This is a genomic window from Streptomyces sp. NK15101 (assembly GCF_020400725.1).
GTDB lineage: Bacteria > Actinomycetota > Actinomycetes > Streptomycetales > Streptomycetaceae > Streptomyces.
On the sequence record NZ_JAINVG010000038.1, the window covers coordinates 34,833 to 50,063 of the forward strand.

Annotated in this window: 18 protein-coding genes; 4 read left to right on the plus strand and 14 right to left on the minus strand. The window is 70.4% G+C overall.

The features are described 5' to 3' along the window. Window positions 1-19: 19 nt before the first annotated feature. The 8 genes from rpsS to K7G60_RS21090 form a co-directional block, all read right to left on the minus strand. On the minus strand, window positions 20-301 hold the full coding sequence (rpsS, locus tag K7G60_RS21055; RefSeq protein ID WP_015035577.1) for a 30S ribosomal protein S19: 282 nt from the start codon (window positions 299-301) through the stop codon (window positions 20-22). Window positions 302-313: 12 nt separating this feature from the next. Next, window positions 314-1,150 carry a 50S ribosomal protein L2 gene (gene rplB / locus K7G60_RS21060; protein ID WP_030208986.1) on the minus strand — a complete coding sequence of 279 codons (837 nt, stop codon included), beginning with the start codon at window positions 1,148-1,150 and terminating at the stop codon, window positions 314-316. Window positions 1,151-1,190: 40 nt separating this feature from the next. Next, on the minus strand, window positions 1,191-1,514 hold the full coding sequence (rplW, locus tag K7G60_RS21065) for a 50S ribosomal protein L23 (protein WP_041130775.1): 324 nt from the start codon (window positions 1,512-1,514) through the stop codon (window positions 1,191-1,193). Continuing rightward, complete coding sequence (gene rplD / locus K7G60_RS21070; RefSeq protein ID WP_225802487.1) at window positions 1,514-2,164, minus strand: 50S ribosomal protein L4; 651 nt, start codon at window positions 2,162-2,164, stop codon at window positions 1,514-1,516. The genes rplW and rplD overlap by 1 nt, the downstream gene beginning before the upstream one ends. Window positions 2,165-2,171: 7 nt before the next feature. Continuing rightward, window positions 2,172-2,816 carry a 50S ribosomal protein L3 gene (gene rplC, locus K7G60_RS21075; RefSeq protein WP_030687820.1) on the minus strand — a complete coding sequence of 215 codons (645 nt, stop codon included), beginning with the start codon at window positions 2,814-2,816 and terminating at the stop codon, window positions 2,172-2,174. Between the two features lie 13 nt (window positions 2,817-2,829). Continuing rightward, on the minus strand, window positions 2,830-3,138 hold the full coding sequence (rpsJ, locus tag K7G60_RS21080) for a 30S ribosomal protein S10 (protein ID WP_003948644.1): 309 nt from the start codon (window positions 3,136-3,138) through the stop codon (window positions 2,830-2,832). 434 nt (window positions 3,139-3,572) lie between these two features. Beyond that, on the minus strand, window positions 3,573-4,814 hold the full coding sequence (locus K7G60_RS21085; RefSeq protein ID WP_225802488.1) for an RNA polymerase sigma factor: 1,242 nt from the start codon (window positions 4,812-4,814) through the stop codon (window positions 3,573-3,575). Between the two features lie 61 nt (window positions 4,815-4,875). Then, a complete protein-coding gene (locus K7G60_RS21090; RefSeq protein ID WP_030687822.1) occupies window positions 4,876-5,238 on the minus strand; it encodes a YciI family protein in 363 nt (120 codons plus the stop codon). A gap of 196 nt (window positions 5,239-5,434) precedes the next feature. On the opposite strand from K7G60_RS21090, the gene K7G60_RS21095 reads away from it, so the two are divergent. Then, window positions 5,435-7,405 carry a PIG-L family deacetylase gene (locus K7G60_RS21095; RefSeq protein WP_225802489.1) on the plus strand — a complete coding sequence of 657 codons (1,971 nt, stop codon included), beginning with the start codon at window positions 5,435-5,437 and terminating at the stop codon, window positions 7,403-7,405. Between the two features lie 147 nt (window positions 7,406-7,552). Here K7G60_RS21095 and tuf read toward each other — a convergent pair whose 3' ends face one another. From tuf to K7G60_RS21120, 5 genes are all read right to left on the minus strand, one after another. After that, a complete protein-coding gene (gene tuf / locus K7G60_RS21100; protein WP_225802490.1) occupies window positions 7,553-8,746 on the minus strand; it encodes an elongation factor Tu in 1,194 nt (397 codons plus the stop codon). A 150-nt stretch (window positions 8,747-8,896) separates the two neighbouring features. After that, window positions 8,897-11,023: an elongation factor G gene (gene fusA / locus K7G60_RS21105; protein WP_225802491.1), complete on the minus strand. Its 2,127-nt coding sequence runs from the start codon at window positions 11,021-11,023 to the stop codon at window positions 8,897-8,899. Window positions 11,024-11,062: 39 nt separating this feature from the next. Then, entirely contained in the window at window positions 11,063-11,533 is a 471-nt protein-coding gene (gene rpsG, locus K7G60_RS21110) for a 30S ribosomal protein S7 (protein WP_015035567.1), read from the minus strand. Window positions 11,534-11,535: 2 nt separating this feature from the next. Next, window positions 11,536-11,907, minus strand: coding sequence for a 30S ribosomal protein S12 (rpsL, locus tag K7G60_RS21115; protein ID WP_003948652.1), 372 nt, complete (start codon window positions 11,905-11,907; stop codon window positions 11,536-11,538). Window positions 11,908-12,376: 469 nt separating this feature from the next. Then, the gene (locus K7G60_RS21120) at window positions 12,377-12,826 is read right to left on the minus strand and encodes a helix-turn-helix transcriptional regulator (RefSeq protein ID WP_225802492.1); all 450 of its coding nucleotides are present in this window, start codon (window positions 12,824-12,826) and stop codon (window positions 12,377-12,379) included. Window positions 12,827-13,078: 252 nt separating this feature from the next. Between K7G60_RS21120 and K7G60_RS21125 the strand changes: the two genes are divergently transcribed. The 3 genes from K7G60_RS21125 to K7G60_RS21135 are packed head-to-tail and all read left to right on the plus strand — an operon-like array spanning window position 13,079 to window position 14,281. After that, on the plus strand, window positions 13,079-13,354 hold the full coding sequence (locus K7G60_RS21125) for a WhiB family transcriptional regulator (protein WP_225802493.1): 276 nt from the start codon (window positions 13,079-13,081) through the stop codon (window positions 13,352-13,354). Next, window positions 13,347-14,084: a hypothetical protein gene (locus K7G60_RS21130; protein WP_225802494.1), complete on the plus strand. Its 738-nt coding sequence runs from the start codon at window positions 13,347-13,349 to the stop codon at window positions 14,082-14,084. The genes K7G60_RS21125 and K7G60_RS21130 overlap by 8 nt, the downstream gene beginning before the upstream one ends. Further along, window positions 14,078-14,281 carry a hypothetical protein gene (locus K7G60_RS21135; protein ID WP_030687838.1) on the plus strand — a complete coding sequence of 68 codons (204 nt, stop codon included), beginning with the start codon at window positions 14,078-14,080 and terminating at the stop codon, window positions 14,279-14,281. The genes K7G60_RS21130 and K7G60_RS21135 overlap by 7 nt, the downstream gene beginning before the upstream one ends. An 85-nt stretch (window positions 14,282-14,366) precedes the next feature. Here K7G60_RS21135 and K7G60_RS21140 read toward each other — a convergent pair whose 3' ends face one another. Next, on the minus strand, window positions 14,367-15,191 hold the full coding sequence (locus K7G60_RS21140) for a hypothetical protein (protein ID WP_225802495.1): 825 nt from the start codon (window positions 15,189-15,191) through the stop codon (window positions 14,367-14,369). Window positions 15,192-15,231: the final 40 nt, after the last annotated feature.

Here is a 15,231-nt window from a genome sequence, read left to right on the forward strand (position 1 = left end):
TGGTCATTCCACCCCGCTGTTAGCGGCGCTTCGACTTCCGGTCGTCCTTCACGTGACCCCGGAAGGTGCGCGTCGGCGAGAACTCGCCGAGCTTGTGGCCGACCATCGACTCGGTGACAAACACCGGAATGTGGGTCTTGCCGTTGTGCACCGCGATCGTGTGGCCGAGCATGGCCGGGATGATCATCGAGCGACGGGACCAGGTCTTGATGACGTTCTTGGTACCGGCTTCGTTCTGGGCGTCCACCTTCTTGACGAGGTGGCCGTCGACGAAGGGTCCCTTCTTGAGACTGCGCGGCATCTAAACCCGCTCCTAGCGCTTCTTGTTCGTCTTGCGGCGGCGGACGATGTACTTGTTCGAAGCCTTCTTCGGCGAACGAGTACGACCCTCCTTCTGACCCCACGGGGAGACCGGGTGGCGACCACCGGAGGTCTTGCCCTCACCACCACCGTGCGGGTGGTCGACCGGGTTCATCGCCACACCACGGACGGTCGGGCGAACGCCCAGCCAGCGCTTGCGGCCGGCCTTGCCCCAGTTGATGTTCGACTGCTCGGCGTTGCCGACCTCGCCGATGGTGGCGCGGCAGCGGGCGTCGACGAGACGGATCTCACCGGACGGCATGCGGAGGTGGGCCATCGTGCCCTCCTTCGCCAGCAGCTGCACGGAGGCACCGGCCGAGCGGGCGAACTTGGCGCCGCCACCGGGACGGAGCTCGATCGCGTGGATCGTGGTACCGACCGGGATGTTGCGGAGCGCCAGGTTGTTGCCGGGCTTGATGTCCGCGCCCGGGCCGTTCTCGACGCGGTCGCCCTGGGTCAGACCCTTGGGGGCGATGATGTAGCGCTTCTCGCCGTCCACGTAGTGGAGGAGCGCGATGCGCGCGGTGCGGTTGGGGTCGTACTCGATGTGAGCGACCTTGGCCGGCACGCCGTCCTTGTCGTGACGACGGAAGTCGATCACGCGGTAGGCGCGCTTGTGGCCACCGCCCTGGTGACGGACGGTCACACGACCGGTGTTGTTACGGCCGCCCTTGCTGTGCAGGGGGCGGACCAGCGACTTCTCCGGCGTGGACCGCGTGATCTCGACGAAGTCGGCTACGGAGGAGCCACGACGGCCCGGCGTAGTCGGCTTGTACTTGCGGATTCCCATTTCTCAGTCCTCGTCCGATTCCGGACGATCCAGACCGCCGTTAGGCGGTCGGACCGCCGAAGATGTCGATACGGTTGCCCTCGGCAAGGGTCACGATGGCGCGCTTGGTGTTGGCGCGCTTACCGAAACCGGTGCGGGTGCGCTTGCGCTTGCCCTGCCGGTTGATCGTGTTGACCCCGGTGACCTTGACCGAGAAGACCGCCTCGACGGCCTGCTTGATCTGGGTCTTGTTGGAGCCAGGCGCGACGATGAACGTGTACTTGTTCTCGTCCAGCAGGGCGTAGCTCTTCTCCGAGACGACCGGCTTGACGAGAATGTCGCGCGGGTCCGAGAAGGTCTTGCTGGTGACGACGGCCTCAGTCATCAGGCGTCGCTCCCTTCGGTCTCAGCGGTCTGGGGGCCAGACACGAAGGACTCGAGGGCGGCCTGGGTGAAGACCACGTCGTCGGAGACGATCACGTCGTACGTGTTGAGCTGGCCCGGCTCCAGGATGTGCACCTGGGGCAGGTTACGAGCGGACAGCCACGCGGCCTCGTCGGAGCGCTCGGCGACCAGGAGCAGGTTCTTGCGCTCCGAGATCTTGCCGAACAGCGTCTTGGCGGCCTTGGTGGAGATCGCACCCTCGACCACGCCGGTGACGACGTGGATGCGGGAGTGGTTCGCCCGGTCCGACAGGGCACCGCGGAGGGCGGCGGCCTTCATCTTCTTCGGGGTCCGCTGCGAGTAGTCACGCGGCACGGGACCGTGCACGACGCCACCACCGGCGAACTGCGGGGCGCGGGTCGAACCCTGACGGGCGCGGCCGGTGCCCTTCTGGCGGTAAGGCTTCTTGCCACCACCGCGGACTTCGCCACGGGTCTTGGTCTTGTGCGTGCCCTGACGGGCCGCGGCCAGCTGCGCGACGACGACCTGGTGGATCAGCGGGACGCTGACCTTGGCGCCGAAGATCTCCTCGGGGAGCTCGACGGTCCCGGCCTTGTCGCCAGACGGCGAAAGGATGTCAATGGTGCTCATCGGTTCCTCAAACCCCCTTGGCCGCGGTGCGGACCAGGACGAGGCCACCGTTGGGGCCGGGGACGGCGCCCTTGATGAGCAGCAGACCCTTCTCGGCGTCAACGGCGTGGACGGTCAGGTTCTGGGTGGTCACACGCTCGTTGCCCATGCGACCGGCCATGCGCATGCCCTTGAAGACACGGCCCGGGGTGGCGCAGCCACCGATCGAACCGGGCTTGCGGTGCACGCGGTGGGCACCGTGCGAGGCCTTGCCACCACGGAAGTTGTGGCGCTTCATCGCACCGGCGAAGCCCTTGCCCTTGCTCTTGCCGGTGACGTCGACCTTCACGCCGGCCTCGAAGACCTCGGCGGTGATCTCCTGGCCGAGCGTGTACTCGGAGGCGTCAGCGGTGCGGAGCTCCACCAGGTGGCGGCGCGGGGTGACGTCGGCCTTGGCGAAGTGGCCCTTGAGGGGCTTGTTCACCTTGCGCGGGTCGATCTCGCCGAAGGCGATCTGGACCGACTCGTAGCCGTCGACGTCGTTCGTACGGACCTGGGTCACGACATTCGGGCCGGCCTTGACGACGGTCACCGGGACGACCCGGTTGTTCTCGTCCCAGACCTGCGTCATGCCGAGCTTCTCGCCCAGGATGCCCTTGATGTTCTTAGCCATCTCGCGCGTCACCTCAGAGCTTGATCTCGATGTCGACGCCCGCCGGCAGGTCGAGGCGCATGAGCGAGTCAACCGTCTTCGGCGTGGGGTCGAGGATGTCGATGAGGCGCTTGTGCGTGCGCATCTCGAAGTGCTCGCGCGAGTCCTTGTACTTGTGCGGCGACTTGATGACGCAGTACACGTTCTTCTCAGTGGGCAGCGGCACCGGGCCCGCGACCGACGCACCAGTGCGGGTCACCGTCTCGACGATCTTCTTCGCCGAGGAGTCGATGACCTCGTGGTCGTAGGCCTTGAGCCGGATGCGGATCTTCTGTCCCGCCATGGCTACTAGTAGTCCTTTGTCTCTCGTAAACGCTCTGGAACCCGGCCGGTTCGCGTCCCCCTCCGACCCACGCGGTCGGGCGTGTCGCGCTCCCTCTACGCAGAAATCCCTAGGGATCTCCCAACCAAGGGGGCACGGTCGCCACGACCGCAGGCCGGGGGCTGAACACCCACCGGGCGCCTGGCCGGCACCCCGCTGACGCTTCCCAGAAGATTCCCGTACGTCCGCCCCTGAGAAGGAGCGACGAGTACTGTGGGACTCGCTTCCGGTCCTCCCGACGGGAGGCGCGCAGCATCGGCACTCAACCGAGCAACCCCGACAGTCTGCCATACGGGGCCATGCGGCCGCCAATCGGGGTCGAAGACTGTACCCCACGTCACGTACGCCCATGCGCCGGGGCGCGCACTTCTGACGCGCACGCCCCCTCTCGCCCGTCACCCCAGACGCCGGGCCCGCTCCGTCAGATGCCGCCGCTCGGGCGCGCTCGTGGTGTGCCGGGCCGCCTCGCGGTAGGCGTCGGCCGCGCCCTCCTTCTCGCCGAGGAGTTCGAGCAGATGCGCCCGGGTGGCGAGGAGGCGGTGGTTCCGGGCGAGCCGCCGGTCCGCCACGAGGCCGTCGAGGAGGTCCAGGCCGGCCCGCGGTCCGTGGACCATGGCGACGGCGACCGCGCGGTTGAGGGTCACCATCGGGTTCGGCCCGGTGCGCTCCAGGAGTTCGTACAGGGCGAGGATCTGCGGCCAGTCCGTGGCCTCGGCGGACGGGGCCTCGTCGTGCACGGCCGCGATCGCCGCCTGGAGCTGGTACGGGCCGACCCGGCCCCGCGGCAGGGTGCGGCTGATCAGCTCCACGCCCTCGGCGATCAGGCCGCCGTCCCAGCTCCCCCGGTCCTGCTCGGCGAGCGGTACGAGTTCCCCGTGCGGGCCCGTGCGGGCCGGACGGCGGGCGTCGGTGAGCAGCATCAGCGCGAGCAGGCCCGCCGTCTCGGCGTCGTCGGGGACGAGCCGGTGCAGCATCCGGGTCAGCCGGATCGCCTCCGTGGACAGCTCGGGCGCGATGAGCGCGTCGCCGCCGCTGGCCGTGTAGCCCTCGTTGAAGACGAGGTAGAGCACGTGCCGCACCTCGGCGAGGCGGGACGCCCGGTCCTCGCCCTCGGGCAGCGCGAGCGACCAGCCGCCGGCCCTGATCGTCTGCTTGGCCCGGCTGATCCGCTGCGCCATGGTCGGCTCGGGCACGAGGAAGGCGGCGGCGATCTGCGCGGTGGTGAGGCCGCCGACGGCCCGCAGGGTGAGCGCGATCCGGCTGGACGGCGACAGGTCCGGGTGGCAGCAGAGGAAGAGCAGGGACAGGGAGTCGTCCCGGTCGGTGTCCGGAGCGTCGTCGGCGGCGCGCGCGAGGAGCTCGGAGTCCGGGGTGGCGACCGCGACGGCGTCCTCCCGGCGGCGGCGGGCGGCCTCGGCGCGCACCAGGTCGACGAACCTGCGGGTGGCGACGGTCAGCAGCCAGCCGCGCGGGTGCTCGGGCACCCCGTCCTCGGGCCACTGCCGCGCGGCCGCGATCAGGGCCTCCTGGACGGCGTCCTCGCAGAGGTCGAAGCTGCCGTGGCGGCGGACGAGCGCGCCGAGGACCTGCGGCGCGTGGCTGCGCAGCAGGTCCTCGATGTCATGCGGGTCGTTCACGGCTCCGGGTCCCCGCTCCCGTGCGCGCCGGTCACCCGGTCCCCGTTCCCGCGCACGCCGGTCACACGTCCGCCGCGGACTCGTGCAGGACCGGCCACAGCTCGACGGGGTCGACGTCCGCGAAGGGCATGTCGGCGGCGATCTCCTGGGCCCGCTCCAGGCTGTCGCAGTCGAGCAGGTAGAAGCTGGCGAGGTACTCCTTGGTCTCCAGGTACGGGCCGTCGGTGACAGCGGGGGCCCCGCCCTCGCGGCGGACGAGCTGGGCGGCGGCCGCGTCGGCGAGGCCGTACGCGCCGATCAGCTCGCCGCTCTCCCGGTACCTGCGGTTGAAGGCCTCCTGCCGGGCGATCGCCTCGGGCCAGGCCTCGGCCGGGAAGGAGTCCCACTTGGCCTGGTTGCCGTAGATCATCGCGACGTACTTCATCTCGGGTGTCCTCCCCGTCCCGCCCGCCCCGGTGGCGCGCTGTCACCCTTCGGTCGTTGCCAGGATCGCGCTCTCGACATCCGTCCGCAGCATTTCCAAGATCTTTTCCGAAGATCTCTGCGCGGGACCCGCCGAGGCACAACCTCACCGCTCGCACACCCGTCTTCCTGTGGACGGATGAGCGAAGGGGCCCGCATTGCACACTCCACCCCGTCGGCGGACGGTTCTCGCCGCCCTCGCGGTCACCGCGGCCGCCGCCGGATGCTCCGTACCGGAGCCGCGCCGGACCACGCCGACGGCCGATCCGGCGCCCGGCAGGCCGATCGCCTCCGCGCGGGCCCGGCGACCGCTGCTCATGCAGTTCTCCGCACACCCGGACGACGACCTGTACTTCATGAACCCGGACACGCAGCGGCTGCTCGACGCGGGCGTCCCGCTCGTCTCCGTGTACGTGACGGCCGGCGAGCACACCGGACGGAACCGGATCGCGGGGATGCCGGAGACTCCCCCGGACCGGGCGGCCTACTCCGCCGCCCGCCACCAGGGCCTGCGCCAGGCGTACGCGGTGGCGCTCGGCCTCCCCGCGTTCACGCCGTGGCGCCGCGAGGTGCTGACGCTCCCCGGCGGCCGGCGGGCGGAGGCCGACACCCTCGCGCACGGCTCCCGCAGGGTCGAGCTGGTCTTCCTCAACCTGCCGATGCACACGAACCGCCGCTACATGGCCGTGCCCGCGCTCTGGCAGGACCGGGCCCTGGAGCTGCGCACCCATCTGTCGGCCGGCTCCCCCGTCACCCGCGCGGACACCTACGACTACGACCGGCTGGTCGACGCCCTCGTCGCCCTGCTGCGCCGCCACCGGCCCACGGTCGTGCACACCCTGGACCCGGACCCCGACATCCAGCACAGCGACGAGGCGACCCGGAAGCGGGACTCCGAGCAGCCGGGGTACGCCGACCACGGGGACCACACCGCGGTCGCCTCCTTCACCTGGGCCGCGCTGAGCCGCTGGGTCGCGGAGGCGGTCCGGGAGGGCGAACCGGTGCCCGCCTTCACCACCACCGCCTTCCGCGGCTACTACAACCGCCACTGGCCCAAGAACCTCCCGCCCGGGGTCCTGGCGGAGAAGGCCGCCCGGCTCGTCCCTTACGGCGGCGCCCCGTCCTGGCGGTGCGGGAACCCCTCCGGCTGCGGCGACTACGGCGTCGGCGGCGACCGTCCGCTGACCAACCGCAAGGGCTGGGTGCGCTCCACGCACCACCGCTGGCCGGGCGCGGGCCCGGCCCTCGCCGAGGAGCCGGACGGCCGGCTCGCGGCGTACGGGGTGCTGGGGCTGCGCGCGGTCCGCTGGCGGGAGTCCGCGCCCGGCGTCTGGGGCGAGCCGGTGGACCTGGGCGGCGGCCCGCTCGCGCCGGCGCTCGGCTCGGCGGTGCTCGGCGACGGCCGGGTGCTGCTCCTCGGAGTGCGGTTCGCCGCGCTCGACGGGCACGGCGGGGCCAACCGGCGCGAGGTGGTGCTCCTGGAGCAGCGCTCGCCCGGCGGCGGCTTCCTGGCCTGGCGGGGCCTGGGGAACCCGGAGCGCTCGGACGACCGGGGCCGCAGGATCGGCGCGCCGGTGGCCCTCGCGGCCCCCGACGGCCGGGTCCACCTCTTCGTGCGGAACGCGGACAAGGGCGTCTCGACGCGGGTCCGGGCGGCGGACGGCTCCTGGTCCCCGTGGCGGCCGCTCCCCGGCGACGCGGAGGTCCAGGACGGGCTGGCCGTCTCGGCGGACGCGGCGGGCCGGGTGCACGTGTACGCGGCGGGGCGGGACGCCGTGCGGCACTGGGTGGACGGGGTCCCCCGGCGGGCCGCGCTGCCGCTCTCCGGGTCCACGGTGGCGAGCGCGGACGGCGTGCTGTACCACCGGGCACCGGCGTCCGCGCGGTTGGCCGGCCCGGGCGGCGACGCCGGTCTCGACGGGTACGGGGGCGTGGTCGCCGCACGGTCGGCCGCGCTCGGGACCGTGCTGCTCGGCACGGACGAGGAGGGCCGGGTGGCTCTGAGGACCGGCGGCCGGCTCCGTACGCGGAAGGAGGCGGCCGTCTCGACCGCGCTCCACCTGGGTCCCCGCGGGGCGACCGTGGTGGGCCTGGGCGCGGACGGCCACCCGTGGAGCTGGCGGCCGTAGGGCCCGTCCGGCGATTCGCGTCGGATCAGGCCTGATCGACGGGACGCCCCCAAGGCCCCCGGACATGCGAGAAGGCCCCGCACCTCTCGGTGCGGGGCCTTCCCTCACTGCTCAGCAGCTCGTACGAGCTACCAGGTCAGTTCAAGATCAGGCAGTGATCTTGGTGACCTGGCCGGCGCCGACGGTCCGGCCACCCTCACGGATGGCGAACTTGAGGCCCTCCTCCATGGCGACGGGCTGGATCAGCTCGACGGACATGGAGGTGTTGTCGCCCGGCATGACCATCTCGGTGCCCTCGGGGAGGGTCACGACGCCGGTCACGTCCGTGGTACGGAAGTAGAACTGCGGGCGGTAGTTGTTGAAGAACGGGGTGTGACGGCCACCCTCGTCCTTCGACAGGATGTAGGCCTGGGCCTCGAACTTGGTGTGCGGCGTGACCGAACCCGGCTTGATGATGACCTGGCCGCGCTCGACGTCCTCGCGCTTGATGCCACGGAGGAGCAGACCGACGTTCTCACCGGCCTGGCCCTCGTCGAGCAGCTTGCGGAACATCTCGATGCCGGTGACCGTGGTGGTGGTCTTCTCGGTCTTGATGCCGATGATGTCGACGGTCTCGTTGACCTTGAGGACACCACGCTCGATACGACCGGTGACGACGGTGCCACGACCGGTGATCGTGAAGACGTCCTCGATCGGCATCAGGAACGGCTTGTCGACGTCACGCTCGGGCTGCGGGATGGACTCGTCGACGGCCTTCATCAGACCGAGGAGCTTGTCCGCCCACTCCTTGTCGCCCTCGAGGGCCTTGAGCGCGGAGACGCGGACGACCGGCAGGTCGTCGCCCGGGAACTCGTACTCGGAGAGGAGCTCACGGACCTCGAGCTCGACGAGCTCCAGGATCTCCTCGTCGTCCACCATGTCGGCCTTGTTCAGGGCGACGACGATGTACGGAACGCCGACCTGGCGAGCAAGGAGGACGTGCTCCTTGGTCTGCGGCATCGGGCCGTCGGTGGCGGCGACCACGAGGATGGCGCCGTCCATCTGCGCCGCACCCGTGATCATGTTCTTGATGTAGTCGGCGTGACCGGGGCAGTCGACGTGCGCGTAGTGACGCGACTCCGTCTGGTACTCGACGTGCGCGATCGAGATGGTGATACCGCGCTGGCGCTCCTCGGGAGCCTTGTCGATCTGGTCGAAGGCCGAGGCCTCGTTCAGGTCCGGGTACGCGTCGTGCAGCACCTTGGTAATGGCGGCCGTGAGGGTCGTCTTACCGTGGTCGATGTGACCGATGGTGCCGATGTTGACGTGCGGCTTAGTCCGCTCGAACTTCGCCTTCGCCACTGGGGTCCTCCTGGAGTGGTTCTGAACGCCTTGCTTCATCGGCGCCAGGTGATCTTTGCTGGGATGCCAGTAGCCGGGGCCCGATCCCTCGGGTTTCGGGGGCTGAGCCCCGGCGACTGGTGTCAAGCCTAAAGCGTGAACTCGGGAGAGTTACTCGCCCTTGGCCTTCGCGATGATCTCCTCGGCGACGTTCCGCGGAACCTCGGCGTAGGAGTCGAACTGCATCGAGTAGCTTGCGCGACCCGAGGTCTTGCTGCGGAGGTCTCCGACGTAGCCGAACATCTCCGAGAGCGGCACGAGGCCCTTCACGACGCGGGCGCCGCTGCGCTCCTCCATGGCCTGGATCTGGCCACGGCGGGAGTTGATGTCGCCGATGACCTCACCCATGTAGTCCTCGGGCGTGACGACCTCGACGGCCATCATCGGCTCAAGGATGACGGGAGAAGCCTTGCGCGCGGCCTCCTTGAAGGCCTGCGAACCGGCGATCTTGAACGCGAGCTCGGAGGAGTCGACCTCGTGGTAGGCACCGTCGAGAAGGATGACGCGAACGCCGGTCATCTCGTAGCCGGCCAGGATGCCGAACTGCATGGCCTCCTGCGCACCCGCGTCGACCGAAGGGATGTACTCCTTCGGGATGCGGCCACCGGTGACCTTGTTCACGAACTCGTAGGAGGCGTCGCCACCCTCGATGGGCTCGATCGCGATCTGCACCTTGGCGAACTGACCGGTACCACCGGTCTGCTTCTTGTGGGTGAAGTCCACGCGCTCGACGGCCTTGCGGATCGTCTCGCGGTACGCGACCTGCGGCTTGCCGACGTTCGCCTCGACCTTGAACTCGCGACGCATGCGGTCGACGAGGATGTCGAGGTGAAGCTCGCCCATACCACCGATGATGGTCTGGCCGGTCTCCTCGTCCGAGTGGACCTGGAAGGAGGGGTCCTCCTCCGCGAGACGCTGGATGGCGACACCCAGCTTCTCCTGGTCACCCTTGGACTTGGGCTCGATGGCGACCTGGATGACCGGCGCCGGGAAGTCCATGGACTCCAGGATGACCGGGTTCTTCTCGTCGCACAGCGTCTCACCGGTGGTGGTCTGCTTGAGGCCCATGACGGCGACGATGTCGCCGGCGCCCACCGAGTCGATCTCCTCACGCTTGTTCGCGTGCATGCGGTAGATCTTGCCGATGCGCTCCTTCTTGCCCTTGACGGAGTTCAGCACCGCGGTGCCGGCCTCCAGGCGACCGGAGTAGATCCGGACGAAGGTGAGCTTGCCGAGGTGCGGGTCGCTCGCGATCTTGAACGCGAGGGCGGCCAGCGGCTCGTCGTCGGAGGGCTTGCGCTTGACGACGGTCTCGGCGTCCTTGACGTCGTGGCCCTCGATGGCCTCGACGTCCAGGGGGGACGGCAGGTAGCGGACGACAGCGTCGAGCAGGGGCTGGACGCCCTTGTTCTTGAACGCGGTGCCACAGAACACGGGGGTGACCGTGGTCTCGCCGCCCTTGCCGGAGGCGATGGTGATACGACGGATCGCCGCGTAGAGCTGCTCCTCGGTGGGCTCGGTGCCCTCGAGGAAGAGCTCCATGAGCTCCTCGTCGTTCTCGGCGACGGCCTCGACGAGCTTGCCGCGGTACTCCTCGGCCTGCTCGAGCTTGTCCGCCGGGATGTCGACGACGTCGTACATCTCGCCCTTGGTGGCCTCGGCGGACCAGACAAGAGCCTTCATGCGGACGAGGTCGATGACGCCCTCGAAGTCGGCCTCGGCACCGATCGGGAGCTGCATGACGATCGGGGTCGCGCCGAGGCGGTCCACGATCATGTCGACGCAGCGGAGGAAGTCGGCACCGGTCCGGTCGAGCTTGTTGACGAAGCAGATGCGCGGAACGCCGTAGCGGTCCGCCTGACGCCAGACGGTCTCGGACTGGGGCTCGACGCCGGCCACACCGTCGAACACGGTGACAGCACCGTCGAGCACGCGCAGCGAACGCTCCACCTCGACGGTGAAGTCGACGTGACCCGGCGTGTCGATGATGTTGATCGTGTGATCGACATTCTCGAGCGGCCAGTGGCAGGTCGTCGCGGCGGACGTGATCGTGATGCCGCGCTCCTGCTCCTGCTCCATCCAGTCCATCGTGGCAGCGCCGTCGTGGACTTCACCGATCTTGTACGAAACGCCGGTGTAGAACAGGATCCGCTCGGTGGTGGTCGTCTTGCCCGCGTCGATGTGGGCCATGATGCCGATGTTGCGCACCTTGGCCAGGTCAAGCGAAGTGGTAGCCATAAGGCTTCAGTCTTCTCTCGGTCTCGATGTGGGTTGCGACTACCAGCGGTAGTGCGCGAAGGCCTTGTTGGACTCGGCCATCTTGTGCGTGTCCTCGCGCTTCTTGACCGCAGCTCCGAGGCCGTTCGAGGCGTCGAGGAGCTCGTTCATGAGGCGCTCGGTCATGGTCTTCTCGCGACGGGCGCGGGAGTAACCGACGAGCCAGCGGAGGGCCAGCGTGGACGCGCGGCCCGGCTTGACCTCGATCGGCACCTGGTAGGTGGCGCCACCGACACGGCGGGACTTGACCTCGAGGGCCGGCTTGACGTTCTCGAGAGCGCGCTTCAGCGTGATGACCGGGTCCTGGCCGGTCTTCTCACGAAGACCCTCCATGGCGCCGTACACGATGCGCTCGGCGGTGGAACGCTTGCCGTCCAGCAGGATCTTGTTGATCAGCGAGGTGACAAGAGGAGAGCTGTAGACCGGGTCGATGATGACCGGGCGCTTCGGGGCGGGGCCCTTACGAGGCATTCTTACTTCTCCTTCTTGGCGCCGTAGCGGCTGCGAGCCTGCTTACGGTTCTTGACGCCCTGCGTGTCGAGGGAACCGCGGATGATCTTGTAACGAACACCCGGCAGGTCCTTCACACGGCCACCGCGCACGAGCACGATGGAGTGCTCCTGCAGGTTGTGGCCCTCACCCGGGATGTAGGCCGTGACCTCGATGCCCGAGGTCAGACGCACACGCGCGACCTTACGGAGGGCCGAGTTCGGCTTCTTCGGGGTGGTCGTGAACACACGCGTGCAGACGCCGCGACGCTGAGGGGAACCCTCGAGTGCGGGCGTCTTGTTCTTCTCGACCTTGTCCTGCCGGCCCTTGCGGACCAGCTGCTGGATCGTAGGCACTACTTCTCCGGTTTCTGTGTGCCGTCGGTAAAACTAACCTGGAACATTCACCGACCCACGCGGTCGGGCGTGTCGAATCTCGCGGACCCCCGCACGAGGCGGAAAAAGCGCGGATCGCGGCGGCCGGTATCTGACTCGCCGTGCGGTTGAGGACACGCACGGGAGCCCAGGCACACCCCAGGCACAAGGCTTGAGCGTACCTATCGCACGGACTCCGGTCAAAACAAATGCCCACGCACCCCCGCCCCCGGCCGGAGCGGGCCGGGGGCGGGTCCGGATCGTTCCTGCGCGGAGGCCCGGGCCGGGTCCGGAACGTTCCTGCGCGGGGCCCCGAGCCGGGTCCGGAACGTTCCTGCGCGGAGCCCCGAGCCGGGTCCGGAACGTTCCTGCGCGGCACCCCGGACCCCGTTGCCGGACTTCCGCCGCCGGACCCCGCCGCCGGGCCGCCCGGAAGGGGGCCCCTCGCGGGTCAGTCCCGGGCGGTACGACGGGGCTCGACGGCCTCGTCGGCGCCCGCCTCGTCGGCGTCGGGCTCCAGGAACTGGTTGACGACCTTGACGAAGACGCCCATGCGCTCGTCGGGGACCCCCAGCCAGCGGGCGAAGTCCTCCATCGAGGGCTGCCAGTCGCTCGGTGGCAGCAGGTCCGCCGCCATCGGGAGCTCCTCGGGGGTCACGCGGCCGGACCGGATGAGCATGTCGCGGACGGAGACGCCGAGCAGCGGGGCGATCCGGCGCATGGTCTCCAGGTCGGGCATGCTCTGCCGCTGCAGCAGACGCGTGACGGCGGCGCGGTGGACGCCGGCCTCGTCCGCGATCCGGGACTTGCCGCCTCCGCGCGGGCTGTCGATGTCGTAACCGCGCTGTCTCATCAGGCCTTCCACCCAGCCTGCGAACTCGTCGAGCCCTTGAGTGCTCATGTGTACCGCTCCTCGCTCCCCACCCTCCGGATCCCATACCTTAGCGTGCTTGCGCGCACGGAATTACGTGCTTTCGAGCACGCAATCGTGTCGAATCGGTGAAGGGTGGGCCGCGGCCCTTTCGATTCTTGTTGCGCGCTCGCACGCAACGTGTAAGTCTGGCTCGCCGCCGCACTCGTCGGCCCCCTGAGCCCCAGGCGCCCCACCGGCCCCATGGACGGCCCCGGCGGGCCCCGGACCGTGGAGAACCCCTTGTTCCATCCCGACCCGTCCCCCTGGCAGGCCTCCGCCGCGTGCGCCGGCCTCTCCCCGGCCGTCGTCTTCGCCCGCCGCGCCAAGGAGGCCGCCCCCGCCCTGCGGGCCTGCGCCTCCTGCCCCGTGCGGAGCGAGTGCGAGGCCGCGGTGGCCCCGGCCGAGAGCTACTTCGACGGGGTCTGCGCGGGCCGCCTCTGGCGCAACGGACGCCCGGCGGACGCCCGGCGCGTGGCGAAGGCGCTCGCCCCGGCGGGGAGCGTCCGCCGTGGCTGACCGCACCGACACCGAGCCCGTGCTGCGGGACGTCGTGCTCTGGACCGCCTCCCTGGTACGGCAGTTCCCCGAGCTCGCCGAGGAGCTCGCGCCCGGCCGGCGCGGGCCCGCCTCCGGCCCCTCCCCCACCGGCCCCTCCCCCTCCGGCCGCGACGAGCTGATCCGCGAGGAGCGCCGGGAGGCGCTGCTGCTCGAACAGCGGCACGGACTCGCCGTCCCCGGCCACGGGGCCGCCCCGATCCGGCTGCACGTCTCCGACGCCATCCGTGACATCACCGACGGGGTGGTGGAGCTGGAGGAGGCGGTCTGCGCCCGGCTCGCGCTCCCCCGTCCGCCCCGCGCCCCGGTGATCGACCGCCTCCGGCGCCTCGTGGCGCTGCTCGACCCGATCGCGGCCCACCCGGACCTGGCCCGGCACGTGCGGGACGAGATCCGCAGGATGGCCCGGCGCTGCGCCCGGACGCTCGGCGACGCGGAGACGATCGTGCGGGTCTCGGGCCGCTGCCCCTGGTGCGACTCGGTGTCGCTGCGGGCCTTCCCGGACCGGCGCGCGGTGCTGTGCGTGAACCCGGCCTGCGTCTGCACCGACGAGGTGTGCGGCTGTCAGGACGACCCCGCCTACCGGCACCTGTGGCCGGAGGACCGGTGGGAGGAGCTGTCGGAGGCCTCGGGGACCCGTACCGGGGAGATCGAAGCGGCGATGGACGACCCGAAGGAGACCTCATGCTGAGCTCGCCCGCCCTGCCCACGCTGGTCCCCGGCCCGCTGGCCGCCGAGGAGGCGGGGGTGGCGCCCGCGACGATCCGCAAGTGGGTCCAGCTCGGCCACCTGCGGGCCGCGGGCCGGGCCGGGCGGGCGCAGCTCTTCCGCCTGGAGGACGTCTTCGCGGCGGAGCGCCTGGCCCGCCGCCGGCCCCGCACCGCCTGACCCCGCGACCCCGCGACCCCGCGACGAGAAGCGCCCCGCGTCCCCTCCGGACGCGGGGCGCTTCGTCATGCCCGTCGTGCCGCCGTCACGCCTCCAGGAAGCGGCGGAGGGAGTCGGTGAGGACGGTGGCGAAGCGGTCGCGGGTCTCCTCGGGGACGCGGTCGAGGGAGAGGTACGGGTTGAGGTCCTCCAGCTCGACGAGGAGCAGCTCGCCGCCGGGGGCGCGGCAGGCGTCGACGCGCTGGACGCCGTGGTCGAGGGTGTTCCAGTCGATGAAGCGGCGCGCGAAGGCGAGGTCGTCGGCGGTGGGTTCGTACGGCTCCAGGACCCAGCGGCGCTCGGGATCGGGGGCGTGCAGGGCGTACTGGAAGAGGTCGTCGACGAAGTAGAAGGAGACCTCGTACCGGAAGTCGACGCGCGGCTGGACGAGGAGCTCCCCGTACGCGAGCCCGGCGAGTTCTCCGTACGGGAGGAAACGCAGGCCTATGGAGTCGGCGCCGGCCTTGGGCTTGACCGCGTACTCGGCGGCCTCCGGCAGGAGGTGGAGGTCCTCGGCCCGGTCGACGGTGGGGATGACGGGGTGCCCGGCGGCGGTGAGGTCGAGGAGGTACTGCTTGCCGGCCATGTCGCCGCGGCCGTGGAGCGGGTTGTAGACGCGGGTGCCGAGGGCGCGGGCCCGCTCGCGGAAGGCCTCGTACCCCTTCCGGTACCCGATGACCGGGCCGCTGTTGCGGACGACGACGGCGTCGAAGCCGTCCATGAGGGCGGCGGCGTCGAGCGGGTGGCAGAGCGCCAGGTCGAAGGCCTCGCGCAGCCGGGCGGTGAGGTGGACGTCCTCGTCGCCGTAGCGGCGGCCGCGGGCGGGGGAGGCGAGGTCGGTCACGTAGAGCAGGCGGGGGCGGGGGGACACGGGGCGGCTCCTGGTCGATCGGGGGCCGCCAACCTAACGG

Bases quoted from the DNA above. Each gene is read 5' to 3' on its own strand.
- rplC (WP_030687820.1), bottom strand. From the start codon at position 2,816: ATGGCTAAGAACATCAAGGGCATCCTGGGCGAGAAGCTCGGCATGACG.
- K7G60_RS21090 (WP_030687822.1), bottom strand. From the start codon at position 5,238: ATGAAGTACGTCGCGATGATCTACGGCAACCAGGCCAAGTGGGACTCC.
- rpsS (WP_015035577.1), bottom strand. From the start codon at position 301: ATGCCGCGCAGTCTCAAGAAGGGACCCTTCGTCGACGGCCACCTCGTC.
- rplW (WP_041130775.1), bottom strand. From the start codon at position 1,514: ATGACTGAGGCCGTCGTCACCAGCAAGACCTTCTCGGACCCGCGCGAC.
- K7G60_RS21120 (WP_225802492.1), bottom strand. From the start codon at position 12,826: ATGAGCACTCAAGGGCTCGACGAGTTCGCAGGCTGGGTGGAAGGCCTG.
- rplB (WP_030208986.1), bottom strand. From the start codon at position 1,150: ATGGGAATCCGCAAGTACAAGCCGACTACGCCGGGCCGTCGTGGCTCC.
- rplD (WP_225802487.1), bottom strand. From the start codon at position 2,164: ATGAGCACCATTGACATCCTTTCGCCGTCTGGCGACAAGGCCGGGACC.
- rpsJ (WP_003948644.1), bottom strand. From the start codon at position 3,138: ATGGCGGGACAGAAGATCCGCATCCGGCTCAAGGCCTACGACCACGAG.
- K7G60_RS21135 (WP_030687838.1), top strand. From the start codon at position 14,078: ATGCTGAGCTCGCCCGCCCTGCCCACGCTGGTCCCCGGCCCGCTGGCC.
- rpsG (WP_015035567.1), bottom strand. From the start codon at position 11,533: ATGCCTCGTAAGGGCCCCGCCCCGAAGCGCCCGGTCATCATCGACCCG.
- fusA (WP_225802491.1), bottom strand. From the start codon at position 11,023: ATGGCTACCACTTCGCTTGACCTGGCCAAGGTGCGCAACATCGGCATC.